At 62.9% G+C, this 26,010-nt stretch carries 32 protein-coding genes; 29 read left to right on the forward strand and 3 right to left on the reverse strand.

What is annotated here, in order from left to right; translation table 11 throughout:
• Positions 1–13 precede the first annotated feature (13 nt).
• From OH491_RS18220 to OH491_RS18230, 3 genes are all read left to right on the forward strand, one after another.
• Complete coding sequence (locus tag OH491_RS18220) at positions 14–1,171, forward strand: sialidase family protein (RefSeq protein WP_068770196.1); 1,158 nt, start codon at positions 14–16, stop codon at positions 1,169–1,171.
• A gap of 203 nt (positions 1,172–1,374) precedes the next feature.
• Positions 1,375–2,298, forward strand: coding sequence for a dihydrodipicolinate synthase family protein (locus OH491_RS18225; RefSeq protein WP_068770195.1), 924 nt, complete (start codon positions 1,375–1,377; stop codon positions 2,296–2,298).
• Between the two features lie 287 nt (positions 2,299–2,585).
• Positions 2,586–5,126 carry a glycoside hydrolase family 88 protein gene (locus OH491_RS18230; protein ID WP_068770194.1) on the forward strand — a complete coding sequence of 847 codons (2,541 nt, stop codon included), beginning with the start codon at positions 2,586–2,588 and terminating at the stop codon, positions 5,124–5,126.
• 368 nt (positions 5,127–5,494) lie between these two features.
• Here the strand turns inward: OH491_RS18230 and OH491_RS18235 are convergent, their stop codons facing one another.
• The 3 genes from OH491_RS18235 to OH491_RS18245 form a co-directional block, all read right to left on the reverse strand.
• Positions 5,495–5,911, reverse strand: a complete 417-nt coding sequence (locus OH491_RS18235; protein WP_068770193.1) for a SufE family protein — start codon at positions 5,909–5,911, stop codon at positions 5,495–5,497.
• Positions 5,912–5,929: 18 nt separating this feature from the next.
• Positions 5,930–6,829, reverse strand: a complete 900-nt coding sequence (locus OH491_RS18240) for a nuclease-related domain-containing protein (protein WP_334319270.1) — start codon at positions 6,827–6,829, stop codon at positions 5,930–5,932.
• Positions 6,830–7,120: 291 nt separating this feature from the next.
• Positions 7,121–7,357 carry a hypothetical protein gene (locus tag OH491_RS18245; protein WP_145928760.1) on the reverse strand — a complete coding sequence of 79 codons (237 nt, stop codon included), beginning with the start codon at positions 7,355–7,357 and terminating at the stop codon, positions 7,121–7,123.
• A gap of 194 nt (positions 7,358–7,551) precedes the next feature.
• On the opposite strand from OH491_RS18245, the gene OH491_RS18250 reads away from it, so the two are divergent.
• The 26 genes from OH491_RS18250 to rplO all read left to right on the forward strand — a co-directional run bounded on the left by OH491_RS18250 (position 7,552) and on the right by rplO (position 25,996).
• A complete protein-coding gene (locus OH491_RS18250) occupies positions 7,552–10,677 on the forward strand; it encodes a YadA-like family protein (protein ID WP_068770190.1) in 3,126 nt (1,041 codons plus the stop codon).
• Positions 10,678–10,923: 246 nt separating this feature from the next.
• Entirely contained in the window at positions 10,924–11,688 is a 765-nt protein-coding gene (locus OH491_RS18255; protein ID WP_084442147.1) for a TorF family putative porin, read from the forward strand.
• Positions 11,689–12,088: 400 nt separating this feature from the next.
• Positions 12,089–12,883: a trypsin-like peptidase domain-containing protein gene (locus OH491_RS18260; protein WP_068770188.1), complete on the forward strand. Its 795-nt coding sequence runs from the start codon at positions 12,089–12,091 to the stop codon at positions 12,881–12,883.
• Positions 12,884–13,148: 265 nt separating this feature from the next.
• Positions 13,149–13,529, forward strand: coding sequence for a 30S ribosomal protein S12 (rpsL, locus tag OH491_RS18265; protein ID WP_068770187.1), 381 nt, complete (start codon positions 13,149–13,151; stop codon positions 13,527–13,529).
• 40 nt (positions 13,530–13,569) lie between these two features.
• Positions 13,570–14,043 carry a 30S ribosomal protein S7 gene (gene rpsG / locus OH491_RS18270; protein WP_068770186.1) on the forward strand — a complete coding sequence of 158 codons (474 nt, stop codon included), beginning with the start codon at positions 13,570–13,572 and terminating at the stop codon, positions 14,041–14,043.
• Between the two features lie 45 nt (positions 14,044–14,088).
• Positions 14,089–16,296, forward strand: coding sequence for an elongation factor G (gene fusA, locus OH491_RS18275; protein ID WP_068770185.1), 2,208 nt, complete (start codon positions 14,089–14,091; stop codon positions 16,294–16,296).
• 25 nt (positions 16,297–16,321) lie between these two features.
• Positions 16,322–16,630, forward strand: a complete 309-nt coding sequence (gene rpsJ / locus OH491_RS18280; RefSeq protein WP_068770184.1) for a 30S ribosomal protein S10 — start codon at positions 16,322–16,324, stop codon at positions 16,628–16,630.
• 120 nt (positions 16,631–16,750) lie between these two features.
• Positions 16,751–17,398: a 50S ribosomal protein L3 gene (rplC, locus tag OH491_RS18285; protein WP_068770183.1), complete on the forward strand. Its 648-nt coding sequence runs from the start codon at positions 16,751–16,753 to the stop codon at positions 17,396–17,398.
• A 23-nt stretch (positions 17,399–17,421) separates the two neighbouring features.
• Positions 17,422–18,057, forward strand: coding sequence for a 50S ribosomal protein L4 (gene rplD / locus OH491_RS18290; protein WP_068770182.1), 636 nt, complete (start codon positions 17,422–17,424; stop codon positions 18,055–18,057).
• Entirely contained in the window at positions 18,054–18,335 is a 282-nt protein-coding gene (rplW, locus tag OH491_RS18295) for a 50S ribosomal protein L23 (RefSeq protein WP_068770181.1), read from the forward strand. The genes rplD and rplW overlap by 4 nt, the downstream gene beginning before the upstream one ends.
• Positions 18,336–18,365: 30 nt before the next feature.
• Positions 18,366–19,232: a 50S ribosomal protein L2 gene (gene rplB, locus OH491_RS18300; protein ID WP_068770180.1), complete on the forward strand. Its 867-nt coding sequence runs from the start codon at positions 18,366–18,368 to the stop codon at positions 19,230–19,232.
• A gap of 20 nt (positions 19,233–19,252) precedes the next feature.
• On the forward strand, positions 19,253–19,528 hold the full coding sequence (gene rpsS, locus OH491_RS18305) for a 30S ribosomal protein S19 (protein ID WP_068770179.1): 276 nt from the start codon (positions 19,253–19,255) through the stop codon (positions 19,526–19,528).
• Between the two features lie 92 nt (positions 19,529–19,620).
• Positions 19,621–19,959 carry a 50S ribosomal protein L22 gene (gene rplV / locus OH491_RS18310; protein ID WP_068770178.1) on the forward strand — a complete coding sequence of 113 codons (339 nt, stop codon included), beginning with the start codon at positions 19,621–19,623 and terminating at the stop codon, positions 19,957–19,959.
• Between the two features lie 9 nt (positions 19,960–19,968).
• A complete protein-coding gene (gene rpsC, locus OH491_RS18315; protein WP_068770177.1) occupies positions 19,969–20,601 on the forward strand; it encodes a 30S ribosomal protein S3 in 633 nt (210 codons plus the stop codon).
• A 35-nt stretch (positions 20,602–20,636) separates the two neighbouring features.
• Complete coding sequence (rplP, locus tag OH491_RS18320; RefSeq protein WP_068770176.1) at positions 20,637–21,059, forward strand: 50S ribosomal protein L16; 423 nt, start codon at positions 20,637–20,639, stop codon at positions 21,057–21,059.
• Positions 21,060–21,086: 27 nt separating this feature from the next.
• Positions 21,087–21,293, forward strand: coding sequence for a 50S ribosomal protein L29 (gene rpmC / locus OH491_RS18325; protein ID WP_068770175.1), 207 nt, complete (start codon positions 21,087–21,089; stop codon positions 21,291–21,293).
• Positions 21,294–21,327: 34 nt separating this feature from the next.
• Positions 21,328–21,675, forward strand: coding sequence for a 30S ribosomal protein S17 (gene rpsQ, locus OH491_RS18330; RefSeq protein WP_068770174.1), 348 nt, complete (start codon positions 21,328–21,330; stop codon positions 21,673–21,675).
• A 26-nt stretch (positions 21,676–21,701) separates the two neighbouring features.
• Positions 21,702–22,067 carry a 50S ribosomal protein L14 gene (gene rplN, locus OH491_RS18335; protein WP_068770173.1) on the forward strand — a complete coding sequence of 122 codons (366 nt, stop codon included), beginning with the start codon at positions 21,702–21,704 and terminating at the stop codon, positions 22,065–22,067.
• A 3-nt stretch (positions 22,068–22,070) separates the two neighbouring features.
• Complete coding sequence (gene rplX / locus OH491_RS18340; RefSeq protein ID WP_068770172.1) at positions 22,071–22,343, forward strand: 50S ribosomal protein L24; 273 nt, start codon at positions 22,071–22,073, stop codon at positions 22,341–22,343.
• A gap of 190 nt (positions 22,344–22,533) precedes the next feature.
• A complete protein-coding gene (gene rplE, locus OH491_RS18345; RefSeq protein WP_068770171.1) occupies positions 22,534–23,115 on the forward strand; it encodes a 50S ribosomal protein L5 in 582 nt (193 codons plus the stop codon).
• 18 nt (positions 23,116–23,133) lie between these two features.
• The gene (rpsN, locus tag OH491_RS18350) at positions 23,134–23,439 is read left to right on the forward strand and encodes a 30S ribosomal protein S14 (protein ID WP_068770170.1); all 306 of its coding nucleotides are present in this window, start codon (positions 23,134–23,136) and stop codon (positions 23,437–23,439) included.
• A 58-nt stretch (positions 23,440–23,497) separates the two neighbouring features.
• Complete coding sequence (gene rpsH, locus OH491_RS18355) at positions 23,498–23,890, forward strand: 30S ribosomal protein S8 (RefSeq protein ID WP_068770169.1); 393 nt, start codon at positions 23,498–23,500, stop codon at positions 23,888–23,890.
• 21 nt (positions 23,891–23,911) lie between these two features.
• Positions 23,912–24,448, forward strand: coding sequence for a 50S ribosomal protein L6 (gene rplF, locus OH491_RS18360; RefSeq protein WP_068770168.1), 537 nt, complete (start codon positions 23,912–23,914; stop codon positions 24,446–24,448).
• Positions 24,449–24,474: 26 nt separating this feature from the next.
• Positions 24,475–24,840 carry a 50S ribosomal protein L18 gene (gene rplR, locus OH491_RS18365; protein WP_068770167.1) on the forward strand — a complete coding sequence of 122 codons (366 nt, stop codon included), beginning with the start codon at positions 24,475–24,477 and terminating at the stop codon, positions 24,838–24,840.
• Positions 24,841–24,846: 6 nt separating this feature from the next.
• Complete coding sequence (gene rpsE / locus OH491_RS18370; RefSeq protein ID WP_084442146.1) at positions 24,847–25,479, forward strand: 30S ribosomal protein S5; 633 nt, start codon at positions 24,847–24,849, stop codon at positions 25,477–25,479.
• Between the two features lie 61 nt (positions 25,480–25,540).
• Positions 25,541–25,996, forward strand: a complete 456-nt coding sequence (gene rplO / locus OH491_RS18375) for a 50S ribosomal protein L15 (protein ID WP_068770166.1) — start codon at positions 25,541–25,543, stop codon at positions 25,994–25,996.
• The last annotated feature ends 14 nt before the right edge of the window (positions 25,997–26,010 follow it).

Consider the following 26,010-nt stretch of genomic DNA (forward strand, 5'->3'; position numbering starts at 1 on the left):
CAAGAAACCACCCATGAAAAGCCGCTCGCTGTTATTATACGTCCTGTGCTTGCTTCCGTTCCTATGGCCGGTGCTCTGCGGCGCCGCATATCCGTTTATCGAGAAGCAAATCCTGTTTGAGGCGGGAGGCGGCTACCCTTCCATCCGCATCCCTTGCATCCTGGCCCTGCCGGACAACACCGTGCTCGCCGTGACCGCGAGGCGCAGCCGCGTCTCAGACTGGGCCGACATCGACATGATCATGAGGCGCAGCGGCGACGGCGGAAAAACCTGGGGGCCGGTCACGGTGCTGGCCGACGCGGGGACGGAGGTGGCGGACAATCCCGTGCTGATCTGGGACCGCGACACGAAGGCGGTGCATTTCCTCCATCAGGTGGATTACGCGCGCGTTTATCACATGCAAAGCACCGACGGCGGAAAAACCTTTTCGCCCGCCGTTGAAATCACGCCGCAACTCGGCGCGTTCAAGGGAAAATACGACTGGACGGTGATCGCCCCCGGCCCCGGCCACGGCATCCAGTTGAAAAACGGGCGGCTCGTGGTCCCGGTCTGGCTGGCCGCCGGCCAGCCGCTCGCCTCGGGACACGGGCGCGCGCACCAGCCGTCGGTCACCGCGTCAATCTACAGCGACGACCACGGCAAAACCTGGCAGTGCGGGGAGATTCTCCCCGACACGCTGAAAAACATGAACGAGACCGTGGCGGTCCCGATGGATGACGGCGGCGTGATGTTTGTCATCCGCAACGGCGAGCCCGGCGCCTACAGCAAGGCGATTTCGCGCAGCCCGGACGGGGCGACGGGCTGGACCAAGCCGGAGTTGAACAAGGAATTGTATTCGCCGATTTGCTTCGGCAGCGCGCTGCGGATTTCGGGAGCCCCGGACAAAAGCCGCATCCTCTTTTGCAATCCCGACAGCCGCGTCAACCTGAGGCCGAACCGCTCGGGCAGCGGCCGGGCGCGGGTGAACCTGACGGTGAAACTCAGCTACGACGAAGGCCAATCGTGGCCCGCCTCGAAGGTGATCGAGCCGGCGCACAGTTCCTACTCCGACCTGGCCATGCTTCCGGACGGCACGATCCTCTGCCTGTATGAAAACGCCAACAAATACGTCTCCCTCGCGCGCTTCAACCTCGAATGGCTGACGGATGTCAAGGACAGCCTGTCCAAATGAACCGCCCGCATGCGACAGGCCGCATGTTCTCCAAAAAAATATTATATCATATTATGAATATAAGGTAGGGCGAGGCGTCCCGCCGAGCCGCTGGCGGTTCACGGCTCGGCGGGACGCCTCGCCCTACCTTGATAAGCCTATAAATAGTTCGGGATTGATATAACAACTGCGAATGCGCCTGTTTTTCGATAAACCTGATTTCCATGAACAATAACAAATTTCATTTAACCGGGCTGGTAGCGGCCCCGTTTACTCCATTTGATGCAAATGGGGCACTGAACCTGGCGATGATTCCACGGCTGGCCGACCACTACGTGGCGACCGGCGTGAGCGGGGCCTTTGTCTGCGGCACGACGGGCGAGGGCTCGTCGATGTCCAACGAGGAGCGCATGATTGCGGCCGAGGCGTGGCGCAAGGCCACCGCCGGGAAGCTCAAACTCATCGTGCACGTCGGCCACAACAGCCTGGTCGATTCCCGCGCGCTGGCCGCGCATGCCGAAAAGATCGGCGCCGAGGCCGTCGCGGCCATTGCGCCGTGCTTTTTCCGCCCCGGCTCGGTGTCCGGGCTGGTCGATTGGTGCGCGGGCATCGCGAGCGCCGCGCCGAAGACGCCGTTTTATTATTACCACATGCCGGCCATGACCGGGGTGAATTTCGCGATGGTGGATTTCGCCCCGCTGGCGGTGAAGCGCATCCCAAATTTCGGGGGGATCAAGTTCACGCACGAAAACATCATGGACTTCAGCAGCGCGCTGGCGGCGGGAGAAGGCGGCTACGATGTGCTTTTCGGCCGCGATGAAATATTATTGTCCGCACTGGTGATGGGCGCGACCGGGGCGGTGGGCAGCACCTACAACTACGCGGCGCCCATCTACAATCGCGTGATCAAAGCCTACAAGGCCGGAGACATGGCGGCGGCGCGCAGGGAGCAATTGAAGTCGATACAATTCATCGAGGTATTTTGCAAATACGGCGGGATGTCGGCGAACAAGGTAATCATGAAGCTCATCGGGCTGGATTGCGGGCCGGTGCGGCAGCCGTTGTCGCAAATCACTTCCGCCCAGGAGGCGGCGATGAAGGCGGACTTGGAGCGGATCGGGTTCTTCGAAGCGGTCCGGGCCGGGTAGGGCGTTTTCGGTTTGATCACTGATGTTACGCGCCGTGTAGGGCCTGACCTTGTGTCAGGCCGCGAATTATTTGCGCGGGCTCCCTCGCGTGTGCGGCCTGACACAAGGTCAGGCCCTACAAAATCCTGCCTGCCGCGTAACATCAGTTGACAGTTGATCAGTCGCAGATTCCAAGCGCCAGCGCGTCGTTTGTTTATTTGCCCCGAGAAAAATGCCCGGCGGCGATTCTGACTGTTCCATTTTTGCCGGCCTTGCAAGGGGACGCCATTTTTCCACGTAGTTCCAGGATGCGTGCCTTCCCCATTCCCACCCGCCTTGTATTGACCGTGCTGATCATCCTGCCGGGTCTGCTGCCGGCGACAAATGCCGCCGAGGAAACCGTCCGCATGCCTTCGCGCGCGGAAACCCTCAAGGCGATGCATGCCGTCAATGACTACTTCATGAAGAAGTGGCCGGACCCGGGCCTGCCCATCGTGCATCCGAATCGCACCCGTCCGTCGAACATCTGGACGCGGGGCGTGTATTACGAGGGGTTGATGCAACTGTGGGCGGTGGATCCGTCGCCGCGTCATCTCGATTACGCGGTCCGGTGGGGCGAGGCGCATCAATGGGGACTGCGCGGGGAGGCGCACACGCGCAACGCCGACAACCAATGCTGCGGGCAAACCTATATTGACCTTTACAAGCTCGATCCCCGCCCGGAGCGGATTCGGGCAATCAGGCAAAGTTTCGATCTCATGATCGAGAGCGGGCGGAGCAATGACTGGACGTGGATCGACGCGGCGCAGATGGCCATGCCCGCGCTCGCCAAACTCGGCGCGCTGCTGGACGAACCCAAGTATTTCGACTACATGCACGCCCTCTATCTCGACATGAAACTCCGCCAGGGCGGGAGCGGGTTGTTCAACCCGGAGGACGGCCTCTGGTGGCGCGACCGCAGTTTCATGCCGCCCTACCGGGAGCCCAATGGCGAGGATTGCTACTGGGCGCGCGGCAACGGCTGGGTGGTTGCGGCGCTCATCCGCACGCTGGACGCGCTGCCGGCCGGTTCCCCCTATCGGGAGGAATACACGAACATGCTCCGCGTGATGTGCGAGGCGCTCCGCAAGGTGCAGCGGAGCGACGGTTTTTGGAATGTGAGCCTGCATGATCCCGGCAACTTCGGCGGCAAGGAAACCACCGGCACCTCGCTGTTTGTCGCCGGGATGGCGTGGGGCGTGCGCCACGGCGTGCTGGAACGCGCGGTTTATGAGCCGGTCATCGCCCGCGCCTGGTCGGCGCTGCTGCGCGAGGGCGTGCGCGGGGACGGGTTTCTGCGTTATGTGCAGGGCACGGGCAAGGAGCCCAAGGACAGCCAGCCGGTCGGCCCCGACCGGGAGCCCGATTTCGAGGATTTCGGCATCGGCTGCTTTCTCCTCGCCGGCGCGGAGGTTTATAAATTGCCGGAGGCGGGCGGCGGGAAAGCCGGCTTTGAAATAGCGGACATCCCGTGGGCCTCGAAGGTGGGGGCGCGCGCCGCGCCGTCGTCCGAACGGGCCTTCAATGTCGCTGACTTCGGGGCGAAGGCCGACGGGGTCACCCTGAGCACGGCGGCCATACAGTCGGCCATTGACACCGCGCACAAGGCGGGCGGCGGCGTGGTGACCTTCGCCCCCGGCCAATACCTCACGGGCTCGATTTATATAAAGACCGGCGTGCATTTTGTCATCCCGGAGGGCGTCACCCTGCTGGGCAGCACCCGCATCGAGGATTATCCCCGGATCGACACCCGCGTGGCCGGCATCGAGATGAAATGGCCCTCGGCCCTCATCAATGTGCTCGGGCAGGAAAAGGTGAAAATAAGCGGCAAGGGCATCGTCTTCGCGCAGGGAAAAGTGTTTTGGGAAAAATACCGCGCCATGGCCCTGGCATACCGGGAGCGCGGGTTGCGGTGGATTGTCGATTACGACTGCGAAAGGCCGCGCACGGTGCTGGTTTCCGAGTCGCAGGATGTCAGCTTGCAGGGCATCACTTTTCAACAGGCGGGCTTCTGGACCGTGCATGTGCTTTACTCCTCCCATTGCACGATCGACGGCATCACCATCCAGAACAATATCGGCGGGCACGGGCCGAGCACGGACGGGGTCGATATCGATTCCTCCTCGTGGATTCTGGTCGAGAACTGCGACATCGACTGCAACGACGACAACTACTGCCTCAAGGCCGGCCGCGACGCCGACGGGCTGCGGGTGAATCGTCCGACCGAATACGTGGTCATCCGCCATTGCGTGTCGCGCGCGGGGGGCGGCCTTTTCACCTGCGGGAGCGAGACCTCGGGCGGCATACGCCATGTGCTGGTGCACGACATGCAGGCCAGGGGGACGAGCACCGGTTTCCGGCTGAAATCCGCCATGAACCGCGGGGGGACGACCGAGGATATTTATATAAAAAACATCAGGATGGAGCGGGTGGGCACCGCGTTTTCGGCCACGATGAACTGGAACCCGTCGTATAGCTACTCCACGCTGCCGAAGGAATACGAGGGCAGGGAACTCCCCGCGCATTGGGTCAAGATGCTCGAGGTGGTGCCGCCGGAGAAAGGGCTGCCCCATTTCCGCGACATCCGCCTCTCGAATTTCGAAATCACAAGCGCCAGAACCGCCATCGACGTGGAGGGCGACAAGAATTCCCTCATGGAGAATTTCTCCTTTGATAATATCAATATAAAAGCGACCCGGGGCGGCAAGGTGAGCCACGCGCGCGATTGGACCGTGGACAATGTCAATATAAAGACGGACGCGCCCCTGCAAATCGCCGACTCGGAGGGCGTGCGCTTTCCGGTTCAATGAATAACGAAGAACCACAAAACCGGGCCGATAAAAGCCTGCGGAAGACGCGGAAATAAAAATCCTTTTCCGTGTGTCAGTGAGCAATAAAAGACCAGCCGTTTATTTGGACAGAATGAACGGAATTTTAAAAAATTAACAGAATAAACAACCAATTCTGTTCATTCTATTAAATTCCGTTCATTCTGTCTAAAATAAACAAACCATTAAATTAAACAGAAGGAAACGAAGGACACTAAGAAAACAATAATCATAAAAGGTATTCTTCGCTTCCTTTGTTTCCTTCTGTTCAATAAAACCGGTTCGTCGCTGCCATTTGAAATGCTCCAAGGCGCCCGCCCGCTCTGCATGCCCTTGCATGGCACCCGGGATCAGACAGGCCGGTGGCGCGCGGCGAGTTCCCGGATGCGGGCGCGGACGGCGGCGAGGCCGTTGCGGCGAGTGGGGGAAAGGTTTTGGGTGAGACGCAGCTCCTCGAGCAGGACGGGCTCGACCGCCGCGGCCTCGGCGGGATCGGTGTCGTCGTAGAGTTCGCAGAGAAGCGCGACGAGCCCCTTGACGAGCGGCGAGTCGGCGTCGGCGCGGAGGCGAAGGCGTCCGTCGCGGATTTCGCCGATGAGCCACACGGTGGAGACGCAGCCGGGCACGCGGTTCGCGTCCACGCGCTCGCCGGGGGCAGGCGGAGGGAGGTGACGCGCGCGCTCGACCGCGATGGCGAGGCGTTCCTGCGCGTCGGGGATGATCGCGAGGCCGTCGATGAGAAGGCGCTGTTTTTCGGCAAGGGTCATGGGCGTGGCGCGGTCCGGTCAAAACTCCACGTCGCGGCAGCGGGCTTCGAGCTGGCGGGCGATGAGATCGACCTGGGCCTCGGTGAGGCTCGCGGGCTGGGTTTCGATATGCTGGGGGATTTGTTTCGGGTTGAGCACGCACACCGGGCTTTCGAGGGGGGCGGCGTTGGTTTGCGTGACGAGCCAGCCGGGAAATGTGAGGACGGGGGTGACGCGCAGGCGGTGGGCGCCGAGGAGGGTTTGCAGGTGGTGTTCGAGCCAGAGGGCGCGGTCGCGGGCCTGCGCGAGGCCGTGGGCGTCGGCGCCCCAGGGATAGATGATGCGGTGCCCGTCGAAGGTGATTTTGTAGTCGGCGCGGCCGGGCGCTGCGCGGCCTTTGCGGCGGGTCTTGGTCTCGATGGCGAACACGCCGGTGCGGCCGGCGACGACGTGGTCGATGTTGAACGGGGAATTTTTCTCGCCCGCGGGCACGTCGTGGAAGACGCGGCAGCCCCTGGCGCGGAGTTGCTCGATGAATTCGCCCGCGTAGCGCTCCCCGAAGTAGCCGAGGTAGTGGTTGCGGCGCTGTTCGAGCACGCGCATGAGGCGGCGCGAGCAGATGACGAGGGCGGCGATGGCGAGGACGAGCGTGAGCGGGATGAGCCACGAGGCACGCGAGGGGAGGAGGGCGACGGCGCTGTAGCCCGCGGCGAGCACGATGACGGGGAAGAGGGCGTTGCCGAGCAGAGTGGCGCCGAGGGCGGTGTCGAAGTCGTCGAGCTTGCGGCGGAGGGTTTCGCCGGGGGCGCGCAGGAGTTTGTCGGGGAAGGGCGGGCGCTCCTGCCGGCGGTTGACGCGCCAGCGCCAGATGAGCATGACGACGAGGCAGTAGAGGAGCAGGTAGGCGGAGAGCAGGAGGGGACTGGTGAGAAAACGCATGGCCGGATGAAGGAAGATGTAAGAGGCGAGGGGAGCGGGGCGGCAACCGTTCTTGTCGGGGGACCGCCGGTTTTCTTCCTCCCCCAAAGCCGGATGAATTTCCAAAGAAGTCCGCCGGAGGCGCAACGCGAACGCGGCAGCGACTGGGAGCGCCGGCATCCTGCCGGCTTTGGCGGCGCGAAGCGCCGTCCCGCGGGCAGGATGCCCGCGCTCCTTTGCATGCCCCTTTGTCGCCGCCATGGGCGTCATCGGCCCCCTCTTTGTCCGCCGAAAACCCCGGGCGCAGCCGGGTTACGGAGATTTCCCGGGCGGCCGGGCGCCGCCCGTCTGCCTCAGCTTGCGCCAGTCCAAAAATTCCAGAAATTCCGGGTTCTTAAGTTGGTCTGCCGAGACGTATTGCGTGTAATGCTCCGTCTTCCACTGGCGAATGTCCCGCGCGATGACCTGCCTCACGTAATCGCTCAGGTGCAGGATGCCGCGTTCGTCCATGATCTGCTGGACATCCGCCAACTGCGGCTCGGACAGCACTATGTTTACCTGAGGGCGTTTTAGGGTCCTTTTTTGCGGCATGTGAGCCACAACCCTACCCAGAATTCATAAAAAAAAGAGTTGAGTAATCATCACGGATATATTTTGTGCGTCTTTTTACTATTTTAAATAGCTATAAATCTATTGAAACAGTAAAAAATGGCAAAAATCGTAAAATGTAACATACAAATGCAATGAATCTTAAAAATCACCCAAACATAAGCAAAACCCCCGTCCGGGTTTTTCTGGCACTGGTCGCCTTGCTGGCCTTCCAGATGGCGGGCGCGCAGACGAGTCCGGATAGCGCTGCGGATATGGACACGATTATCACCGAGATACTGGCCTCCGGAACCTACGACGCCACCAGCGGCAGCTTCAGGCAGGGAACCTCCACCTGGTTCGCCGATACCAGCGGCACCATCGCCGCGCTCGGCAGTCAGGTTCAGGCCAACAGCGCTGCCCTCGCCAGCGCGACCACGGCGCTGGGCACGCGCATCGACAACCTTGACACGACGTTGGCCAGCGCGACTACCACGCTGGGCCACACCATCGTCAGCGCCAGCGCCGTGCTGGATGGGCGCATCAACAACCTCGGCAATGTGCTGGCCAGCGCGACCGCCGCGCTCGACACCCGCATCAACACGGAGGTCGCCGCGCTCAACAGCACCATCAGTGCGACCACCGCCGCGCTCGACACCCGCATCAGCAATGAAGTCGGCACGCTGAACAACACCATCGCCAGCGCCACCATGGCGTTTGGCACGCGTATCGACAGCCTCGGCACGGCATTGACCTCTGCGACCAATGCGCTGGACACGCGCATCACCAATGAGGTCGGGACGCTGAATACCACGATAGCCAGCGCGAGCACGGCGTTGAACACGCGTATCGACACCGAGGTGGCCACACTCGGCAACGCGTTGACCAGTGCGACCACGGGGTTGGGGACGCGCATTGATACCCTCGGCGCGGCGCTGACCAGCGCGACCGGTGCGCTGGACACCCGCATTACCAATGAAGTCGGAACGCTGAATACGACCATCGCCAGCGCGACCACGGCATTGGGCACGCGTATCGACAATCTCGGCACGGCGCTGACGACTGCGACCACCGCGCTCGACACCCGCATCACCACGGAGGTCGCCGCGCTCAACAGCACCATCAGCGCGACCACCGCCGCGTTGGATACGCGCATCACCACCGAGGTCGGCACGTTGAACACGACCATCGCGAGCGCCAGCACCGCGCTGAACACGCGCATCGGCACCGAAGTGACCGCGTTGAACACCGCGCTGACCAGCGCGACCACGGCATTGGGCACGCGTATCGACAATCTCGGCACGGCGCTGACGACTGCGACCGCCGCGCTTGACACGCGCATTACCACGGAGGTCGGCACCCTCAACAGCACCATCAGCGCGACCACCGCCGCGCTGGATACCCGCATCACCAGCGAGGTCGGCACGCTGAACACCACCATCGCCAGCGCCAGCACCGCGCTGAACACGCGCATCGACACCGAAGTGACCGCGTTGAACACCACGCTGACCAGCGCCACCACGGCATTGGGCACGAGCATCGACAATCTCGGCACGGCGCTGACCACGGCGACTTCCGCTCTCGACACCCGCATCACCAACGAAATCGGCACGCTGGGCACCGCCCTCGCCACCGCGACCACCGCGTTGAGCACACGCATCGATACCGAGGTCGCCGCCCTCAACAGCACCGTCAGCGCGACCACCGCCGCGCTCGACACGCGCATCACCACCGAAGTCGGCACGCTGAACACGACCATCGCCAGCGCCAGCACCGCGTTGAATGGGCGCATCGACACCGAGGTGGCCTCGCTGAACAACACCCTCATCACCGCGACCACGGCGCTCGGCGCGCGCATCGACGGCCTCCAGGTCGATCTCGACGCGCTCGACACCACGGCCGTGAAGTATGTCAACGGCAGCGATCCGACGATCAGCCTGCGCGTCGGCACCACCATCACCAACCTCGCCGATGTTTCCTCCAGCGACACGGACCAGACCAAGGCCGTGAACATCGCCAGCGCCAAGACCATCGCCACCGAGATTGCCACCGACATCGTCACCGATGCCGTGGCCGAGGCCAACAAGTCGGTCGCCTTCTCCACCGGCAATCAAGCCGCCTCCATCGGCGCCGGCGCTTCCGACGCGATGGCCATCGGCAGCGGCGCCATCGCCAACGGCAGCAACGCCGTGGCCCTCGGCTCCGGCGCGCGCGTCAGCGACCAGGCGGCGGACGGCGTCGCCGTCGGCTCGGGCGCCACCGCCCTCCACGCCAACTCCGTGGCGCTCGGCGCCGGCACCACGACGGACGCGGCCAACAGCGTCGCCGTCGGCAACCGCACCATCGACCAGATCGCCGCCTCGGCCCTCACCGACGGCAGCGACAGCCACGCCGCCACCACCGGCCAGCTCTACAACGCCGGTTCCAGCGCCGCCGGCATTCTCGGCGGCGGCGCCACGCTCGGCGCCGACGGCGCCATCAGCGGCTGGAGCGTCAACATCGCCAGCGAAAACGGCCCCGTCGCCTACACCAACGTGGCCGACGCCATCACCGCGGTGGACGCCAACCTCAACACCCGCATCGACAACCTCGCCCAGCAACACGACGGCGACATCACGGCGCTCGATGACAAGATCGACCAGGAGATCGCGGACCGCGCGGCCCTGATCCGTTCCGAAACCCGCACGGACGGCGGCGGCAGCCTCGTCCTCGACGCCCGCGGCGACGCCATCACCGACATCCACATCGGCGGCCATTCCCTCGTCACCGCCGAGGTCGCCGTCAATGTTGACGGCGCGATTGTCACCCGCCAGCAGCTCTCGGCGCGGGACACCGGCGGCAACGCCATCGACATCGACGTCACCAACGGCAGCAGGCTGCTCGTCAACGGCGACGAAGTCATCGGCAAAAACGCGGTGCAGGCCCGCATCGACACCGCCGTCAACGCGGCCAAGGCCGAACTGAACACCCGCATCGACGGCATCGAGGAACGCGTGCAGGCGGTGGAAAACGGCCAGACCCTCCAGTTCCAGCGGCACGCGGCGGCCATCCAGAAACTGCAACGCGGCATCGCCATGGCGGCCGCCCTGCAAACCCCGCAAATCGCCCCCGGCCACCGCCGCGCCGTCAAGCTCGGCATCGCCTACTACGACGACCAGACCGGCCTCGCCGGCGGCTACGCCGAGCGCCTCAACCAAAACGTCTCCGTCAACGCCGAGATGGCCACCAGTCACCAGTTCAAGGAAGTCATCCTCCGCGGCGGCGTGAACTACAGCTGGTAAGCGGAAAATTACGAATGACGAATTACAAACTGATGTTACGCGGCAGGCGGGATTTTGTAGGGCGCGACCTTGCGTCGCGCCGCGTTCGCCGATTCCGGCACCGCCCACGCATTCGCGGCCTGACGCAAGGTCAGGCCCTACGGGACGCGTCCCATCAGTTACGAATTGGATGAGTACGGCGCGGCTCCGCCGTGCGCGGTGACTCCAATTCGTAATTCCCCCACTTCCCAAAAAATCAGACACATCATGAAAATTACAAGAATCACAGGGTCGCTCGTCATGGGCGCCCTCGCTTCCCTCGCGCTCGGCGCGCAGCAGGAGATCCAGCCGGAGCAGACCGCCGCCAGGTGGACCGGCTCCGCCGAAATCCGCTACGCCGGCAAACACCTGTTTCGCGGCGTCCAGCAATCCCGCCAATCCTTGCAGGCCGCCGTCGGCTACGAACCCGTAGGCAACGGCTTCTACGCCGGCGGCTGGTTCAACCAGCCCTTCCACGACGACTACAACAACGAACTCGATCTCTTCGGCGGCTACCGCCACCGCCTTTACGGCATCCAGTTCGACGGCGGCCTGGTCGCCTACCTCTACCCGGAGGCTGAAAACGAGGAAACCGGCTACTCCTACGAACTCACCCTCGGCGCGAGCCGCGAAGTGTTGCCCGGCTGGACCGTTTCCGGTCGCGCTTATTACGACATGCGGCTTGAGACCCGCACCTTCGAGGTTGCGACCGGATACAGCCTGCCCTTCAAGCTGGACCGTTATCTGGCGACGGCGGATTTCAGCGCGCACCTCGGCAATTCCCACTCGGACAATTTCCTGCCCGACCTTCCCGGTCCGAATGTGAAGGACGAGTGGACCTACCATGGCGCCGCCGCCAGCGTCACCGTCCGTTTCAGCAAGCTGCTTTCCGCCACCGGCGGCCTCCAATACGGCCGGGCCCACGGCCAGATGGCCGGCCGCGACGCCACCAACAAACTCTGGGGCTTCGTCGGCGCCGGCCTGCACTGGTGACGGCAAGGGTTTGTTTTGAACAGAAGGCAACGAAGGACGCCAAGAAAACAATATATAAAGTATTCTTCGTTTCCCTTTGTCGCCTTCTGTTTAATAAAACCGAACCAATATTTTAGACAGAATAAACGGAATGAAATGGAATGAACGGAATTTATTAATTCTGTCCATTTTTATTAATTCTGTCCATTCTGTCTAAAAAATCCAAACCGCTATTCTTAACAAAAGGAAACGGAGGGAACGAAGAGAACCCATAATAGAAAAGTTTCTTTGTTTCCTTTGTTACCTTCTGTTCAATAAACCCGAACCTTTTTGAAAGGCGACCGAATCGAGTTTCGAGGTTTGGTTTTTCCGCCCTTCGCATCTTTCGCGGCTCCGCGGTGAATTTTTCGGCTTATCCCCCATGCGTTGCGCCGTCCTGTGCTTGTTTGTCCCCGCTTTGCTGCCGACCCTGCCGCCGCGGCTCTCCGCGGACGCATCAAACGAACCCGCGCCACCGGCCGCAATCGCGACACCCCAGGTGCCGCCCAACGTGCTTTTCCGCCCCACCTTTCTCACCCCCGATTTCCCGCTCAGCGCGGGCACCGCGTTCCGCCTGCGCGACCCGCGGACCAATCTCCACTATCTGGTGACGAGCCATTCGCTGCTTGGCCCGGCCGGCGGGCTCGATGCGCAGATGAAGCCCATGGACATCTCCCGCCTCGTCATGGCGCTGGCCGGCGTGTCCTGCACCGATCCCCGCGTGGTGGTGCTGGCCCGGCCCTACGTGTTCATCGAGGATGCGCGGCCCTCCGACCAGCGGGGCTCGGAGCGCGACCTCGCGCTGTTTGCGCTGCCGCCCGAGGCGGGGCTGCAACCGGCCTTGCAACTGGACCCCGCGCCGGCGCTGGCCGGGGACCGGGTGTGGATACTGCTCAAATACGCCGGCACGCAAGTCACCGGGATCGAGCCCGGCCACATCGTGTCGGCGGCGCCCAACGAGCTTCGCTATCTGTGCGAGAACGACAAGGCGGACCTGAGCGGAGCGGCGGGCGCCCCGGTATTGTCGGCGCAGGGCCGCGTGGTGGGGATGCACCTGGGCACGCTCAAGGTCAAATCGGGCCGGGTGTACGGTTATGCCTGTCCGGCGGGGGCGATCCAGCAGGTGCTCGACCCGGCGTGGACGCCCGCGCCCGCCCCGGCGGTCTTCGCGCGCTGACGGAAGCGAAGCGGGGCGCTCATTTTCCCCTTGCGGCGGATCGTGGCGGCTGTTGTGCTGGCCGTCCTACTTTTTTGCAGGAACCACTTCTTGCGCCACCGGATCACGTAGCTGTGCGGTGACGCGGCATTTCGATTCCGGGATATCGTAACTCACGAGCGAAATTCCCGGGCTGCATTTTTTTGCGAAAAAACGCTTGCCGAGGTTCCGGCGAATGGTAGCGTCCGCTCCTTTTCCTCATTTTCCGACCACTTTCATATTCGTTATGCCGACCATCAACCAACTCGTGCGCAAAGGGCGCCGCATCATCCGCACCAAGTCCAAGTCACCGGCCTTGAGCGGCAATCCTTTCCGTCGCGGCGTCTGCGTGCAGGTCATGACCCGCACGCCCAAGAAGCCGAACTCCGCCATCCGCAAGGTGGCGAAGGTCCGCCTGACCAACGGCAACGAAGTCATCTCCTACATCCCCGACGAGGGGCACAACCTCCAGGAGCACTCCATCGTGCTCGTGCGCGGCGGCCGTGTGAAAGACCTTCCCGGCGTGCGCTATCACATTGTGCGCGGCACGCTCGACGCCACGGGCGTCGAAAAACGCCGCCGCAGCCGCTCCAAATACGGCGTCAAGCGCCCGAAGGCCGCCAAGTAACCATTCATTCCGTCAACGTTAACCAAGCACCTTTCCCGTCATGTCACGCCGTCACAGAGCCACGAAACGCCAAGTCGTTTCTGACATCCGCTACAACAGCCCCCTCGTTGCCCATCTGGTCAACGTCATCATGAAGAGCGGCAAGAAGAACCTCGCCCAGCGCATCGTTTACGGCGCGTTCGAGAAAGTCTCGGCCAAGCTCGAGAAGGGCGACCCGGTTGACCTGCTCATCGGTGCGCTTGAGAACGCCCGACCCCGCCTTGAGGTCAAGAGCCGCCGCGTCGGTGGCGCGACCTACCAGGTGCCGGTTGAAATTTCCTACGAACGCCAGGAAAGCCTCGCCCTCCGCTGGATCGCCGCCGCGGCCGCCTCGCGCAAGGGCACCCCGATGAAGGACGCGCTCGCGAGTGAAATCGTGGACGCCTACAACAACACCGGCTCTGTCGTCAAAAAGAAGGAAGACACACACAAGATGGCCCAGGCCAACCGCGCCTTCGCCCACCTCCGCTGGTAATCCGCCCGCAACCACTGCCCGCGCCTGCCGCACCACACACCGCACATGTCCTCCTCCATCGAAAATTCCACCAAGATCATTGTTGTCACGGAGAAGTCCAAGACCTCCCCGGTCAACGCCAAGGACCGTGGCGCGCCCCTCGAATGGACGCGCAACATCGGCATCGCCGCGCACATCGACGCCGGCAAGACCACCACTTCCGAGCGCATTCTTTTCTATTCCGGCTCCATTCACAAAATCGGCGAAGTGCATGAAGGCACCGCCGTCACCGACTGGATGGAGCAGGAGCGCGAGCGCGGCATCACCATCACCGCCGCCGCCATCTCCTGCGCCTGGGATGCCTCCTGGGGCCCGTGGAAGGGCATTCGCACGCACATCAACGTCATCGACACCCCCGGCCACGTGGATTTCACCGCCGAGGTGGAGCGCTCCATGCGCGTGCTCGACGGCGCCGTCGCCGTCTTCTGCGCCGTCGCCGGCGTGCAGCCGCAGTCCGAGACCGTCTGGCGCCAGGCCAACAAATACGGCGTGCCCCGCGTCGCCTTCGTCAACAAGATGGACCGCGTCGGCGCCGACTTCTTCCGCGCCGTGCGCGAAATGCGCGAGAAGCTCGGAGCAAATGCCCACCCGCTTTTCCTGCCCATCGGCAAGGAAGAGAGCTTTTCCGGTGTGATCGACCTGGTTCAGAACGTCGCCTACCACTTCGAGGACGATGGCGGCAAGGACGATCCGCTCGGCCTGCATCCGACCACGCACGAAATCCCCGACGAGTTGAAGGAACAGGCCCGCGAATACCGCGAAAAACTCATCGAGGCCGTGTCAGACTTCGACGACGTGGTCGCTGAGAAATACCTCGGCGGCGAGGAAATTACCGTGGACGAGCTGATGCTCGGCGTCCGCAAGGCCACCATTTCCCTGAAATTCGTCGGCACCATTCCCGGCTCCGCCCTGAAGAACAAAGGCGTGCAGCGCCTGCTCGACTGCGTGGTCAACTACCTGCCCAACCCGCTCGAAGTCGCCACCATCAAGGGCCAGGACAGCGACGGCAAGGAAGTCTCCGTCGTCGTGGACGACAATGCCAAGGTCGCCGGCCTCGCCTTCAAGCTCTGGACCGACCCCTTCGTCGGCCGCCTCGTCTTCTTCCGTGTCTATACCGGCGCGCTCCGCAAAGGCACCTCGCTTTACAATCCCCGCACCCGCCGCTCCGAGCGCGTCTCCCGCCTCGTCCGCATGCGCGCCAACGACCGCGAGGAAATCGACGTGGCCTATTCCGGCGACATCTGCGCGCTGGTCGGCGTCAAGGAAGTCATCACCGGCGACACGCTTTGCAACGAGGACTACGACGTGCGCCTCGAGCCGCCGTCCTTCCCCGAGCCCGTCATCTCCATGTCCGTCGAGCCGAACTCGAAGGGCGACCAGGAGAAAATGGGCATCGCGCTCCAGCGTCTCGTCGCGGAAGACCCGACCCTCAAGGTCAAGACTGACTCCGACACCGGCCAGACCATCCTTTCCGGCATGGGCGAGCTTCACCTCGACATCATCGTCGATCGCATGAAGCGCGAATTCAAGGTCGAGGCCACGGTCGGCAAGCCACAAATCGCCTATCGCGAAACCATCCTCGCTCCCGCCGAGGGCGAGGGCAAATTCATCCGCCAGTCCGGCGGCAAGGGCCAATACGGCCATTGCGTGATCAAGATCGAGCCCAATGAAAAAGGCAAGGGCATCGAGGTCATCAACGAAATCGTCGGCGGCGTCATCCCGAAGGAATTCATCAAGCCCACCACCGACGGCATCATGGAAGCCTGCAACAACGGCGTCGTCGCCGGCTACCCCGTCGTGGATGTCATCGCCCGCATCGTGGACGGCTCGTTCCACGAAGTGGACTCTTCGGAACTCGCCTTCAAGATGGCCGGCATCTTCGGCTTCAAGGAAGCCATGAAGAAGGCCAGCCCCATCCTCCTCGAACCCATCATGGCCGTGGAAGTCACCACGCCCGAGGATTACCAAGGCGACCTCATGGGCGACATCAACCGCCGCCGCGGCACCATCCAGGGCATCGAGAACAAGAACAACGCCGCCATCGTCAACGCGAACGTCCCCCTCGAAATGCTCTTCGGCTATGTCACCGACATCCGCTCGCTCTCGAAGGGACGCGCCAGCGCCTCCATCACCCCCTCGCACTTCGAGCAGGTTCCGAACTCGATTCTCCAGAAGATCGTCGAGACCGCCTCCAAGGCGCCCGCCCGCACCTAACCGACAACGCACCACTTCACCCGCCATGAAAGGCCAACGCATTCGCATCAAACTCCAGGGCTTCGATTACCGTGTGATCGACCAGTCGGCCCTCGAAATCGTCGAGACCGCCAAGCGCTCCGGCGCCCGCGTCTCCGGTCCGATTCCGCTCCCGACCCGCATCGAGAAACTCTCGGTCAACCGCTCGCCGCACGTGGACAAAAAATCCATGGAGCAGTTCGAGTCCCGCACGCACAAGCGCCTCATCGACATCATCGAGCCCACCGCGCAAACCGTGGACGAGCTCAAGAAACTCAACCTTCCCTCCGGCGTCGATATCACCATCAACGTCTGATCCACCCGCCCGGAAAAACTTTTCTGACATACATAGCAGTTGCCCATGTGCGCCCCGCGCACCGCTGGGTTTTCCGCTAATGTAGGTTCTAAACGGAATCCTCCACCTACCACTTAGCCCATGACATCTACGCTCCTAGGCAAAAAACTCGGAATGACGCAGGTCTACGACGCCCAAAACGTCCTGATCCCCGTCACCGTCGTGGAAGCCGGCCCCTGCCCGGTTGTCCAAGTCAAGACAGTCGAGACCGACGGCTACAACGCCGTCCAAATCGGCTTCTCCACGAAAAAGGCCAAGAACACGCCCAAGGCCGAACAAAACCACGCGAAGAAGGCCGGACTCGACGAGACGCCCCGCGTGCTCAGCGAAATCCGCCTCGACGAGGCCCCCGCGCTCAAAGTCGGCGACGTCCTCACCGTCGAAACCTTCAAGGAAGGCGAGACCATCGACGTCATCGGCATCACCAAGGGCAAAGGCTTCCAAGGCGTCCAGTTCCGCTTCAAGACCGCCGGCGGTCCCGCCGCGCACGGCTCCATGTTCCACCGCCGCATCGGCTCGGTCGGCATGCGCCAGACCCCCGGCCGCGTGTGGAAGAACCAGAAGATGCCCGGTCACATGGGCGGCGTCCGCCGCACCGTGCAAAACCTCAGCGTCGTGAAAATTCTGCCCGAGAAGAACCTTCTTCTCGTGAAAGGCGCCATCCCCGGCGCGAACGGAGACGACGTCATCGTCCGCACCGCCACCAAGGGCCAGCCCAAGCAAGCCTAACACGGAAGGACAATTAGCCAGCCATGAAACTCAAAGTTTTCACATCCGACGGCAACACCTCGCGCGAGCAGGAATTTGACGGCATCCCTGTCTTTGAAGACGACAAAGGTCTTCAAGCGGTCAAGGAAGTCATCGTTGCCATCAATGCCAACAACCGTCTCGGCACGCACTCCACCAAGACCCGCGGCGAGGTCGCCGGAAGCAACAAGAAACCCTTCCGCCAGAAAGGCACCGGCCGCGCCCGCGCCGGCGAGCGCCGCTCCCCCATCTGGACCGGCGGCGGCGTCGTCTTCGGCCCGAAGCCCCGCGATTATTCCAAGAAAATCAACGCCAAGGTCAAAGCCCTTGCCTTCAGCCGCGCCCTCTTCGACCGCGCCAGCGCCGGCGAGATCGACGTCATCGAGAAATTCGACGCGCCCGCCGCCAAGACCAAGGCCATCAACCAGGTCATCGGACGCATCGCCCCCAAGGGCAAAGTGCTCGTCGTCGATTCCACCTTCACTCTCGAGACCGCCCGCGCCGCGCGCAACATCGCCCGCGTCGCCATGCAGGAAGCCTCGAAACTCAACACCCTCGACCTCGCCAAATACGGCAAAATCATCGTATCCACGGCGGCCCTCGAGCAAATCATCGCCCGTGCAAAGGGAGGCAATCAATGAACTCTGCCCACATCCTCAAACACGTCCGCCTCACGGAAAAGTCCAACAAACTCTCGTCGGACTACGGACAATACACCTTCCAGGTTCACACCGACGCGACCAAGCACTCGATTGCCGACGCCGTTGAGAAAGCCTTCAAGGTCACCGTCACCCGCGTGAACATCCAGAACTACCGCGGCAAAAACAAACGCAGCCGCACCGGACGCCCCAGCGTCACCTCCGACTACAAGAAGGCGATCGTCACCCTCAAGAAGGGCGACAAGATCGAACTCCTCTAAAACATCCGCCCTCCCCGGAGACACACCACCATGGCACTCAAACATTCTCGTCCTCTGACGCCGTCCCAGCGGTTCACCACCAAGAACAGCCAGCCGGAACTCGCCAAGAAACGCCCCGAGCGCGCCCTCACCACGTCCAAGAAACGGACTGGCGGACGCAACTGCTACGGACGCATCACCTCCCGCCGTCGCGGCGGCGGGCACAAAAAGCTCTACCGCGTCATCGACTTCCGCCGCGCCCTCCTCGACGTGCCCGCCACCGTGCTCGCCATCGAGTATGATCCGAACCGCTCGGCCAACATCGCCCTCGTCCAGTATGACAACGGCGACAAAAGCTACATCATCGCCCCCCAAGGCCTCGCGGTCGGCGCCAAGATCGTCGCCTCGCAAAAAGCCACGCTGAACGACTTCGTGGTCGGCAACAACTTCCCGCTCGAAATCATCCCGCCCGCGACCAAGCTCCACTGCGTGGAACTCCTCCCCGGACGCGGAGCCCAGCTCGCCCGCGGGGCCGGAGCGGCGATCGAACTCGTCGCCATCGACGGCGGCTTCGCCCAGATCAAGCTCCCCTCCGGCGAAATCCGCCTCGTGAACCCGAAGTGCCGCGCCACCATCGGCGAAGTCGGCAACCTCGAGCACAACCAGCGCTCGCTCGGCAAGGCCGGACGCAGTCGCTGGCTCGGCAAACGCCCCCGCGTCCGCGGCATGGCCATGAACCCGGTCGACCATCCCAACGGCGGCGGCCAGGGCAAGTCCAAGGGCGGCGGCGGCCGCCAGCACCTCATGTCCCCCTGGGGCCAGCTCGCCAAAGGCTTCCCGACCCGCCGTCGCGCCAAGCCCTCGAACAGCCTCATCCTCACCCGCCACAACGGACGCCCGCCGCGCGGCAAGAAATAACCACTTAACGGACACGCACCATGGCACGCTCCATCAAAAAAGGCTTCTTCGTCGATTACCACCTGCTCGAAAAAATCGAGAAGGCGGTCAAAACCAACGCCAAGAAACCCATCCAAACTTGGTCCCGCCGCTCGACCATCACGCCCGATTTCATCGGCCACACCTTCAATGTCCATAACGGCAAGGCCTTTGTCGCCGTTTATGTCACGGAAAACATGGTCGGCCACAAACTCGGCGAGTTCGCCCCCACCCGCGTCTTCAAGGCGCACGGCGGCATGACCCGCAAGGAAATCTAATCCAGCACCCACCAATCAACCGAAACCAAAAGGGTAGGGGACGGTGCTCCCGCGCCGCCCTGCTATCGCCGCCAGCCGGAATCCTCATCAACATGGAAGTACAAGCCATCACCCGTTACGCGCGCATGTCGCCCAAGAAAATGCGCGAAGTCGCCCGCACCATCCAGGGACGCAAAGCCCCCGAGGCGGTCGACCTCCTCGGCATCATCCCGCGCAAATCCGCGCGCCTCATCGCGAAGACGCTCAAGTCCGCCATCGCGAACGCCGAGAACAACGCCAACCTCTCCGCCGACTCGCTCGTCGTGAAGACCGCCGTCATCGAAAACGGCCCCGTCCTCAAGCGCTTCAAGGCCGCCGCCAAAGGTTCCGCCGCCCCGCGCCGGAAGAAAATGTCCCACATCCGCATCGTCCTCGCCGACGGCAACAACTAATTTACCACCATGGGCCAAAAGACCAATCCCGTCGGTTTCCGCCTCGCCGTCACCCGCGCCTGGCAATCCCGCTGGTATGCCAACAAGCGCGACTTCGCCAAACTCCTCGCCGAGGACCAGCTCATCCGTGAGAAACTCATGGAGAAGCTCAAGCAGGCCTCCGTGCCGCGCATCTTCATCGAGCGCGCCTCCAATCGCGTCCGCGTCAAAATCTACACCGCCCGCCCCGGCATCGTCATCGGCCGCAAGGGACAGGAAATCGACAAAATCAAGGACGACCTCGCCAAGCTCACCGGCAAGGAAATCCTCCTCGACATCCAGGAAGTCAAGAAGCCCGAGACCGAGGCCCAGCTTGTCGCCGAGAATGTCGCCCTCCAGCTCGAACGCCGCATCGCCTTCCGCCGCGCCATGAAAAAGGCCGTCGAGATCGCCATGACCCTTGGCGTCGAAGGCATCCGCATCCAGTGTTCCGGCCGCCTCGGCGGCGCCGACATCGCCCGTCGCGAATGGCAGCGCAAAGGCCGCGTGCCGCTTCACACCCTCCGCGAAAACATCGACTACGGCTTCTCCGAGGCCCAGACCGTCTACGGCAAAATCGGCGTGAAATGCTGGATCTGCAAAAAAGACGCCGAAACCAACTAACCCGCCGCCCGGCCAACCAATAGGAGACACCCACCATGGCTCTCGCACCCGCACGCACCAAATACCGCAAAGCACAAAAAGGCTCCCGCAAGGGTAATGCCAAAGGCGGAAACACCATCGCATTCGGCGATTTCGCCATCCAGTCCCTCACCCGTGGCAACATGACCGGCCGCCAGATCGAGGCCGCCCGTGTCGCCATCACGCGCCACCTCAAGCGCAAGGGCAAACTCTGGATTCGCATCTTCCCCCACAAGCCCATCACCAAGAAACCCGCCGAGGTCCGCCAAGGCCAGGGCAAGGGCCCGGTCGAATTCTACGTCGCCGTCATCAAGCCTGGCGCCGTCCTCTTCGAACTCGCCGGCGTGTCCGCGTCCATCGCCAAGGACGCCTTCCGCCTCGCCGACGCCAAGCTGCCCTTCCGCTGCCGCTTCATCATGCGCGAAGGCGTCGCCGCCTAAACCAGCAACCCGCAAGGACGCCACACCATGACCGCAAAAGAAACCCGCGACCTCTCCGTCACCGAACTCGACACCAAGATCCGCGAAGCCCGCGAGCAGCTCATCCAGCTCCGCCTTCGCAAACAAACCGGCCAGGTCGAGAAAACCCACACCCTCCGCGCCATCCGCAAGGACGTCGCGCGCATGGAAACCATCCGCGCCGAAAAATCCAGGGCCGCCGCCAAGGCCGCCTGAGATCACCGCGCCCAACATTTAAACACCGCACGCCATGTCCACCACGACACGCAACAAACGCAAAGACCTCGTCGGCTTCGTCACCAGCCGCTCCGGTGACAAGTCCATCAAGGTCACCGTCCCCTTCAAGGCGCCGCACCCGCGCTACCAGAAAGTCATCAACCGGAAAACCGTCGTGCACGTCCACGACGAGAAAAACGAAGCCAACATCGGCGACAGAGTCGAGATCATGGAAACCCGCCCCATCAGCCGCCTCAAGCGCTGGCGCGTGGTCTCCGTCCTTGAGCGCGCTGTCTCCGTCGGCGCCGCCATCACCGAGGCCGACGTCGCCGCGCAGGTGCCCACCAAGACCAAGAAGGCCGCGGACGCCGCCGCCGAGTAAACCCGATCCACAAGGAGGACACCACCATGATACAACTGCGCTCCCGACTCGAAATCGCCGACAACACCGGCGCCCGCCGCGCTGGCTTCATTCGCAAAAAAGGCCAGATGACCGACACCGCCGGCGTCGGCGACATCATCACCGTCCACATTCAGGAAAGCTCGACCGACGCCACCGTGAAAAAGGGCGAGGTCGCCAAGGCCGTCGTTGTCCGCACCAAGGCCCCCATCCGTCGTTCCGACGGCAGCTACCTGCGCTTCGACAGCAACGCCATCGTCATCATCACGCCCGACGGCAATCCCAAGGGCACCCGCATCTTCGGCCCGGTCGCCCGCGAGTTGCGCGCGAAGAACTTCATGAAGATCATTTCCCTCGCGCCGGAGGTTCTCTAAGCCATGGCACAAAAATTCCACGTCAAACGCGGCGATCAGGTCGTCGTCATCTCCGGCTCCCACAAAGGCAAGACCGGCAAAATCCTTGAACTCGTCGCCTCCAAGCAGCGCGCCCGGATCGAAGGCGTGGCCCTCGTCAAGCGCCACACCAAGCCCCAGGGCGAGCAAAAGCCCGGCGGCATCATCGAGCGCGAAGGCACCGTCCACGTGTCGAACCTCATGAAGCAGGCCGACTACGATTCCAGCAAACGGGCCAAGAAGACGGAGGTGAAGTAACAAGTGACAGGTTCCCAAGTGACAAGAACACCCGCCGCGCCCCGCGCAGCCCTCGTCTGATACTTGTTACTTGATACTTGCCGCTTCCTCTTCCACGCTTGCCCTCTTTTTCTTCAGACAACACGCAGATACCACTTATCAACCACACTCTCAGATGCCGCCGGGTCGGAAATCCGGCGGCCTTGCACCAATGAGCAGCAAATACACACCCGCCCTCAAGAAGCACTACATCGAGCAAGTCGCTCCCGCGCTCGTGAAAAGCCGCGGCTACGCGAACAAGCATGAAGTGCCGAAGATCGCCAAAATCTCCCTCAACACCGGAATCGACGCCGACGCCGACAAGAACCAGATCGCCGACATCGCCCGCGATCTCGGTCTCATCGCCGGCCAGAAACCCGTCCTTTCCAAATCCAAGAAGGCCATTTCGAACTTCAAGCTCCGCCAGGGCCAGGTCGTCGGTGCGTTTGTCACCCTGCGCGGCGACGCCATGTGGGAATTCCTTTACCGCCTCCTCGCCGTCGCCCTCCCCACCATCCGCGACTTCCGCGGCGTCTCGCCGAAGCTCGACGGCCAGGGCAACTACAACCTCGGCATCACCGACTTCACCATCTTCCCGGAAATCACCGTGGAAAACGTGAAAAAATCCATGGGCCTCGACATCTCCATCGTCACCACCGCCCAGACCGACGAGGAGGGCCGCGAGCTCCTCAAACTCCTCGGCATGCCCTTCCGCCGCACCGAGGCCGCACCCGCCGCCGCCAAGGCCGCCTAACCTTCAACCGCCTCCGCCATGCCGAAAACGTCCGCCATCGAACGCAACAAGAAGCGCATTCGCCTCAACGAAAAATACAAGGCGAAGCGCGCCGAGCTGAAAACCCTGCTCCTCAATCCCGAGGCCACCGACGAGGAATTCTTCGCCGCCCAGAAAAAGCTCCAGAAGCTTCCGCGCAACTCCGCCGCCGAGCGCATCCGCAACCGCTGCTCCCTCTCCGGCCGCCCCCGCGCCTTCAACCGCAAATACGGCGTCTCCCGTATCACCTTCCGCGAACTCGCCCTCTCCGGCAAGATTCCCGGCGTCACCAAATCCTCCTGGTAACCTTTTCGCTCCCGGGGGTCGGATATGACCCGAGGGCGCCAAAACCAAACATCCACCCATGACCGATCCAATCAGCGACTTCCTGACCCGCCTGCGCAACGCGTCCAAGGCCGGTCTCGCCGAGTGCGTTTCCCCGCACTCCAAATACAAGGAGGCCATCGCCTCCATCCTCAAGAACGAGGGTTACGTCACCGGCTACACCACCGGCGCCGACAAGCAGGGCCACAAGACCCTCGTCGTCACCATGAAGTATGTCGCCAGCGCCCCCGCGCTGACCAACCTCTCGCGCATCTCCACCCCGGGCCGCCGCCTCTACTGCGGCTATGACGACATCCCCCGCGTCCTCAACGGACTCGGCATCGCCATCCTCTCCACCTCCAAGGGCGTTCTCACCGACAAGGACTGCCGCCGCCAGAAACTGGGCGGGGAACTCGTCTGCAACGTCTGGTAACCACGGAGGCACGCACACACCATGTCACGCATCGGCAAAGTTCCCGTCACCATTCCCGCCAAGGTCAAAGTCGACATCAACGGCAACACCGTGAAAGTCGAAGGCCCCAAGGGCAAAGTCTCCAAATCCTTCGATCCCGCCGTCACCATCAAGCTCGATGGTGGCAAAGTCGTTTTCGCGGCCGCCGAGGACACCCGTTTCTCCCGCGCCATGTTCGGCACCGCCCGTTCCGTGGTGAACGGCATGGTGAAAGGCGTCACCGAAGGGTTTTCCAAGGAGCTGGAGATTCAGGGCGTCGGCTTCAAGGCCGCCCTCAAGGGCAAGCAGCTCGACCTCGCGCTCGGCTACTCGCACCCGATACTCTTCGATATTCCCGAAGGCATCAAGATCACCGTCACCGACCAGACCAAACTGAAGATCGAAGGCTGCGACAAGCAGCTTGTCGGTGCCGTCACCGCCAACATCCGCGCCTATTACCCGCCGGAGCCTTACAAGGGCAAGGGCGTCCGCATCGTGGGCGAGCGCGTCCGCCGCAAGGAAGGCAAAACCGTCGCCTAACACCAACCCGTCGCATCTATTTCAAAATGAGCAAGACCAGCACCAAAGCCGAGCTACTCCAGAAACGCCGCTGGAGAATTCGCAAGAAGGTCAAAGGCACCGCCGAGCGCCCGCGCCTCGCCGTGCGCTTCACCTCCAAGCACATCTACGCCCAGGCCATCAACGACGACAGCGCCACCACCCTCGTCTTCCTTTCCAGCCTCGACGCCGAGCTTCGCCAGAAGAAACTCGCCGCCAACCTCGCTGGAGCGAAAACCCTCGGTGACGCCTTCGCCGCCAAGGCCAAGGCCGCGGGCCTGAGCGCCGTCGTCTTCGACCGCTCCGGCGCCCGCTATCACGGCAAAGTCAAAGCATTCGCCGACGCCGCGCGCGAAGGCGGCCTCGTATTCTAAAACTACATGAGCACCGAAAACGAATCTCCCGAGACCACCCCTGCCGCCGTTGCAGCCGCGCAGGCTCCCGCCGCCGAGGCCAGACCCGCGCCGTCATCCGACAACCGTCCGCCCCGCCGCGGAGGCGACCGCCGTGGCGGCCCCCGCCGCGACCGCCGTGACGCTGCCCCGGTCGATCCCAACGCGCCCGAGATGATTGAAAAGATCGTCTATATCAACCGTTGCGCGAAGGTCGTCAAAGGCGGACGCCGCTTCAGCTTTTCCGCCCTCGCCGTCGTCGGCGACAAGAAAGGCAGCGTCGGCATCGGCTACGGCAAGGCCAACGAGGTCCCCGAGGCCATCCGCAAAGGCACCGAGCACGCCAAGAAGCACATGGTCTCCGTGAAGCTGAAGGGCGACACCATCCCGCATGAAGTTTACGGCGAATACGACGGCGGCCGCGTCCTCCTGCGCCCCGCCATTCCCGGCACCGGCCTCATCGCCGGCGGCGCCGTGCGCGCCGTCCTTGAGGCTGCGGGCATCAAGAACATCCTCACCAAGTCGATGGGTTCCAAGAATCACATCGCCGTCGTCCACGCCACGCTCAAGGGACTGCAAAAGCTCCGTCTCGCCGAGCAAATCAAAGCCGTCCGCGCATAATAAAAAATCCGAGTCCCGCCCTCAACACACATGAGAGCGGGGCGCCCTTAGGAAAATCACCATGAAACTCCACGAACTCAAAAACGTCCCCGGTGCCGTGCACCGCAAGAAACGGGTCGGCTGCGGCGAAGGCGGCGGACACGGCAAGACCTCCGGCCGCGGCGGCAAGGGCCAGAGCGCCCGTTCCGGCAGCAGCATCCGTCCCGGCTTCGAGGGCGGCCAGATGCCCCTCTACCGCAAGCTCCCGCACCGCGGCTTCAACAACTACAACTTCCGCGCCGCCTACGCGACCGTCAACGTCGGCGACCTCGCCAAGCTCGACGCTTCCATCACCGAGGTGAACGCCGGGGTCCTCGTGAAAGCCGGTCTCGTGCGCGACATTGACGACACGCAGCTCAAGATTCTCGGTGACGGCGAAATCGGCCGCGCGCTGAAAGTCACCGCCGCCAAGTTTTCGGCCTCCGCCAAGGAGAAAATCGAAAAGGCCGGCGGCCAGGCCATTGTCGTCGGCGCCTGACGGTCATCGCTGTG

Origin of the sequence: Termitidicoccus mucosus (assembly GCF_038725785.1) — a bacterium.
Lineage (GTDB): Bacteria > Verrucomicrobiota > Verrucomicrobiia > Opitutales > Opitutaceae > Termitidicoccus > Termitidicoccus mucosus.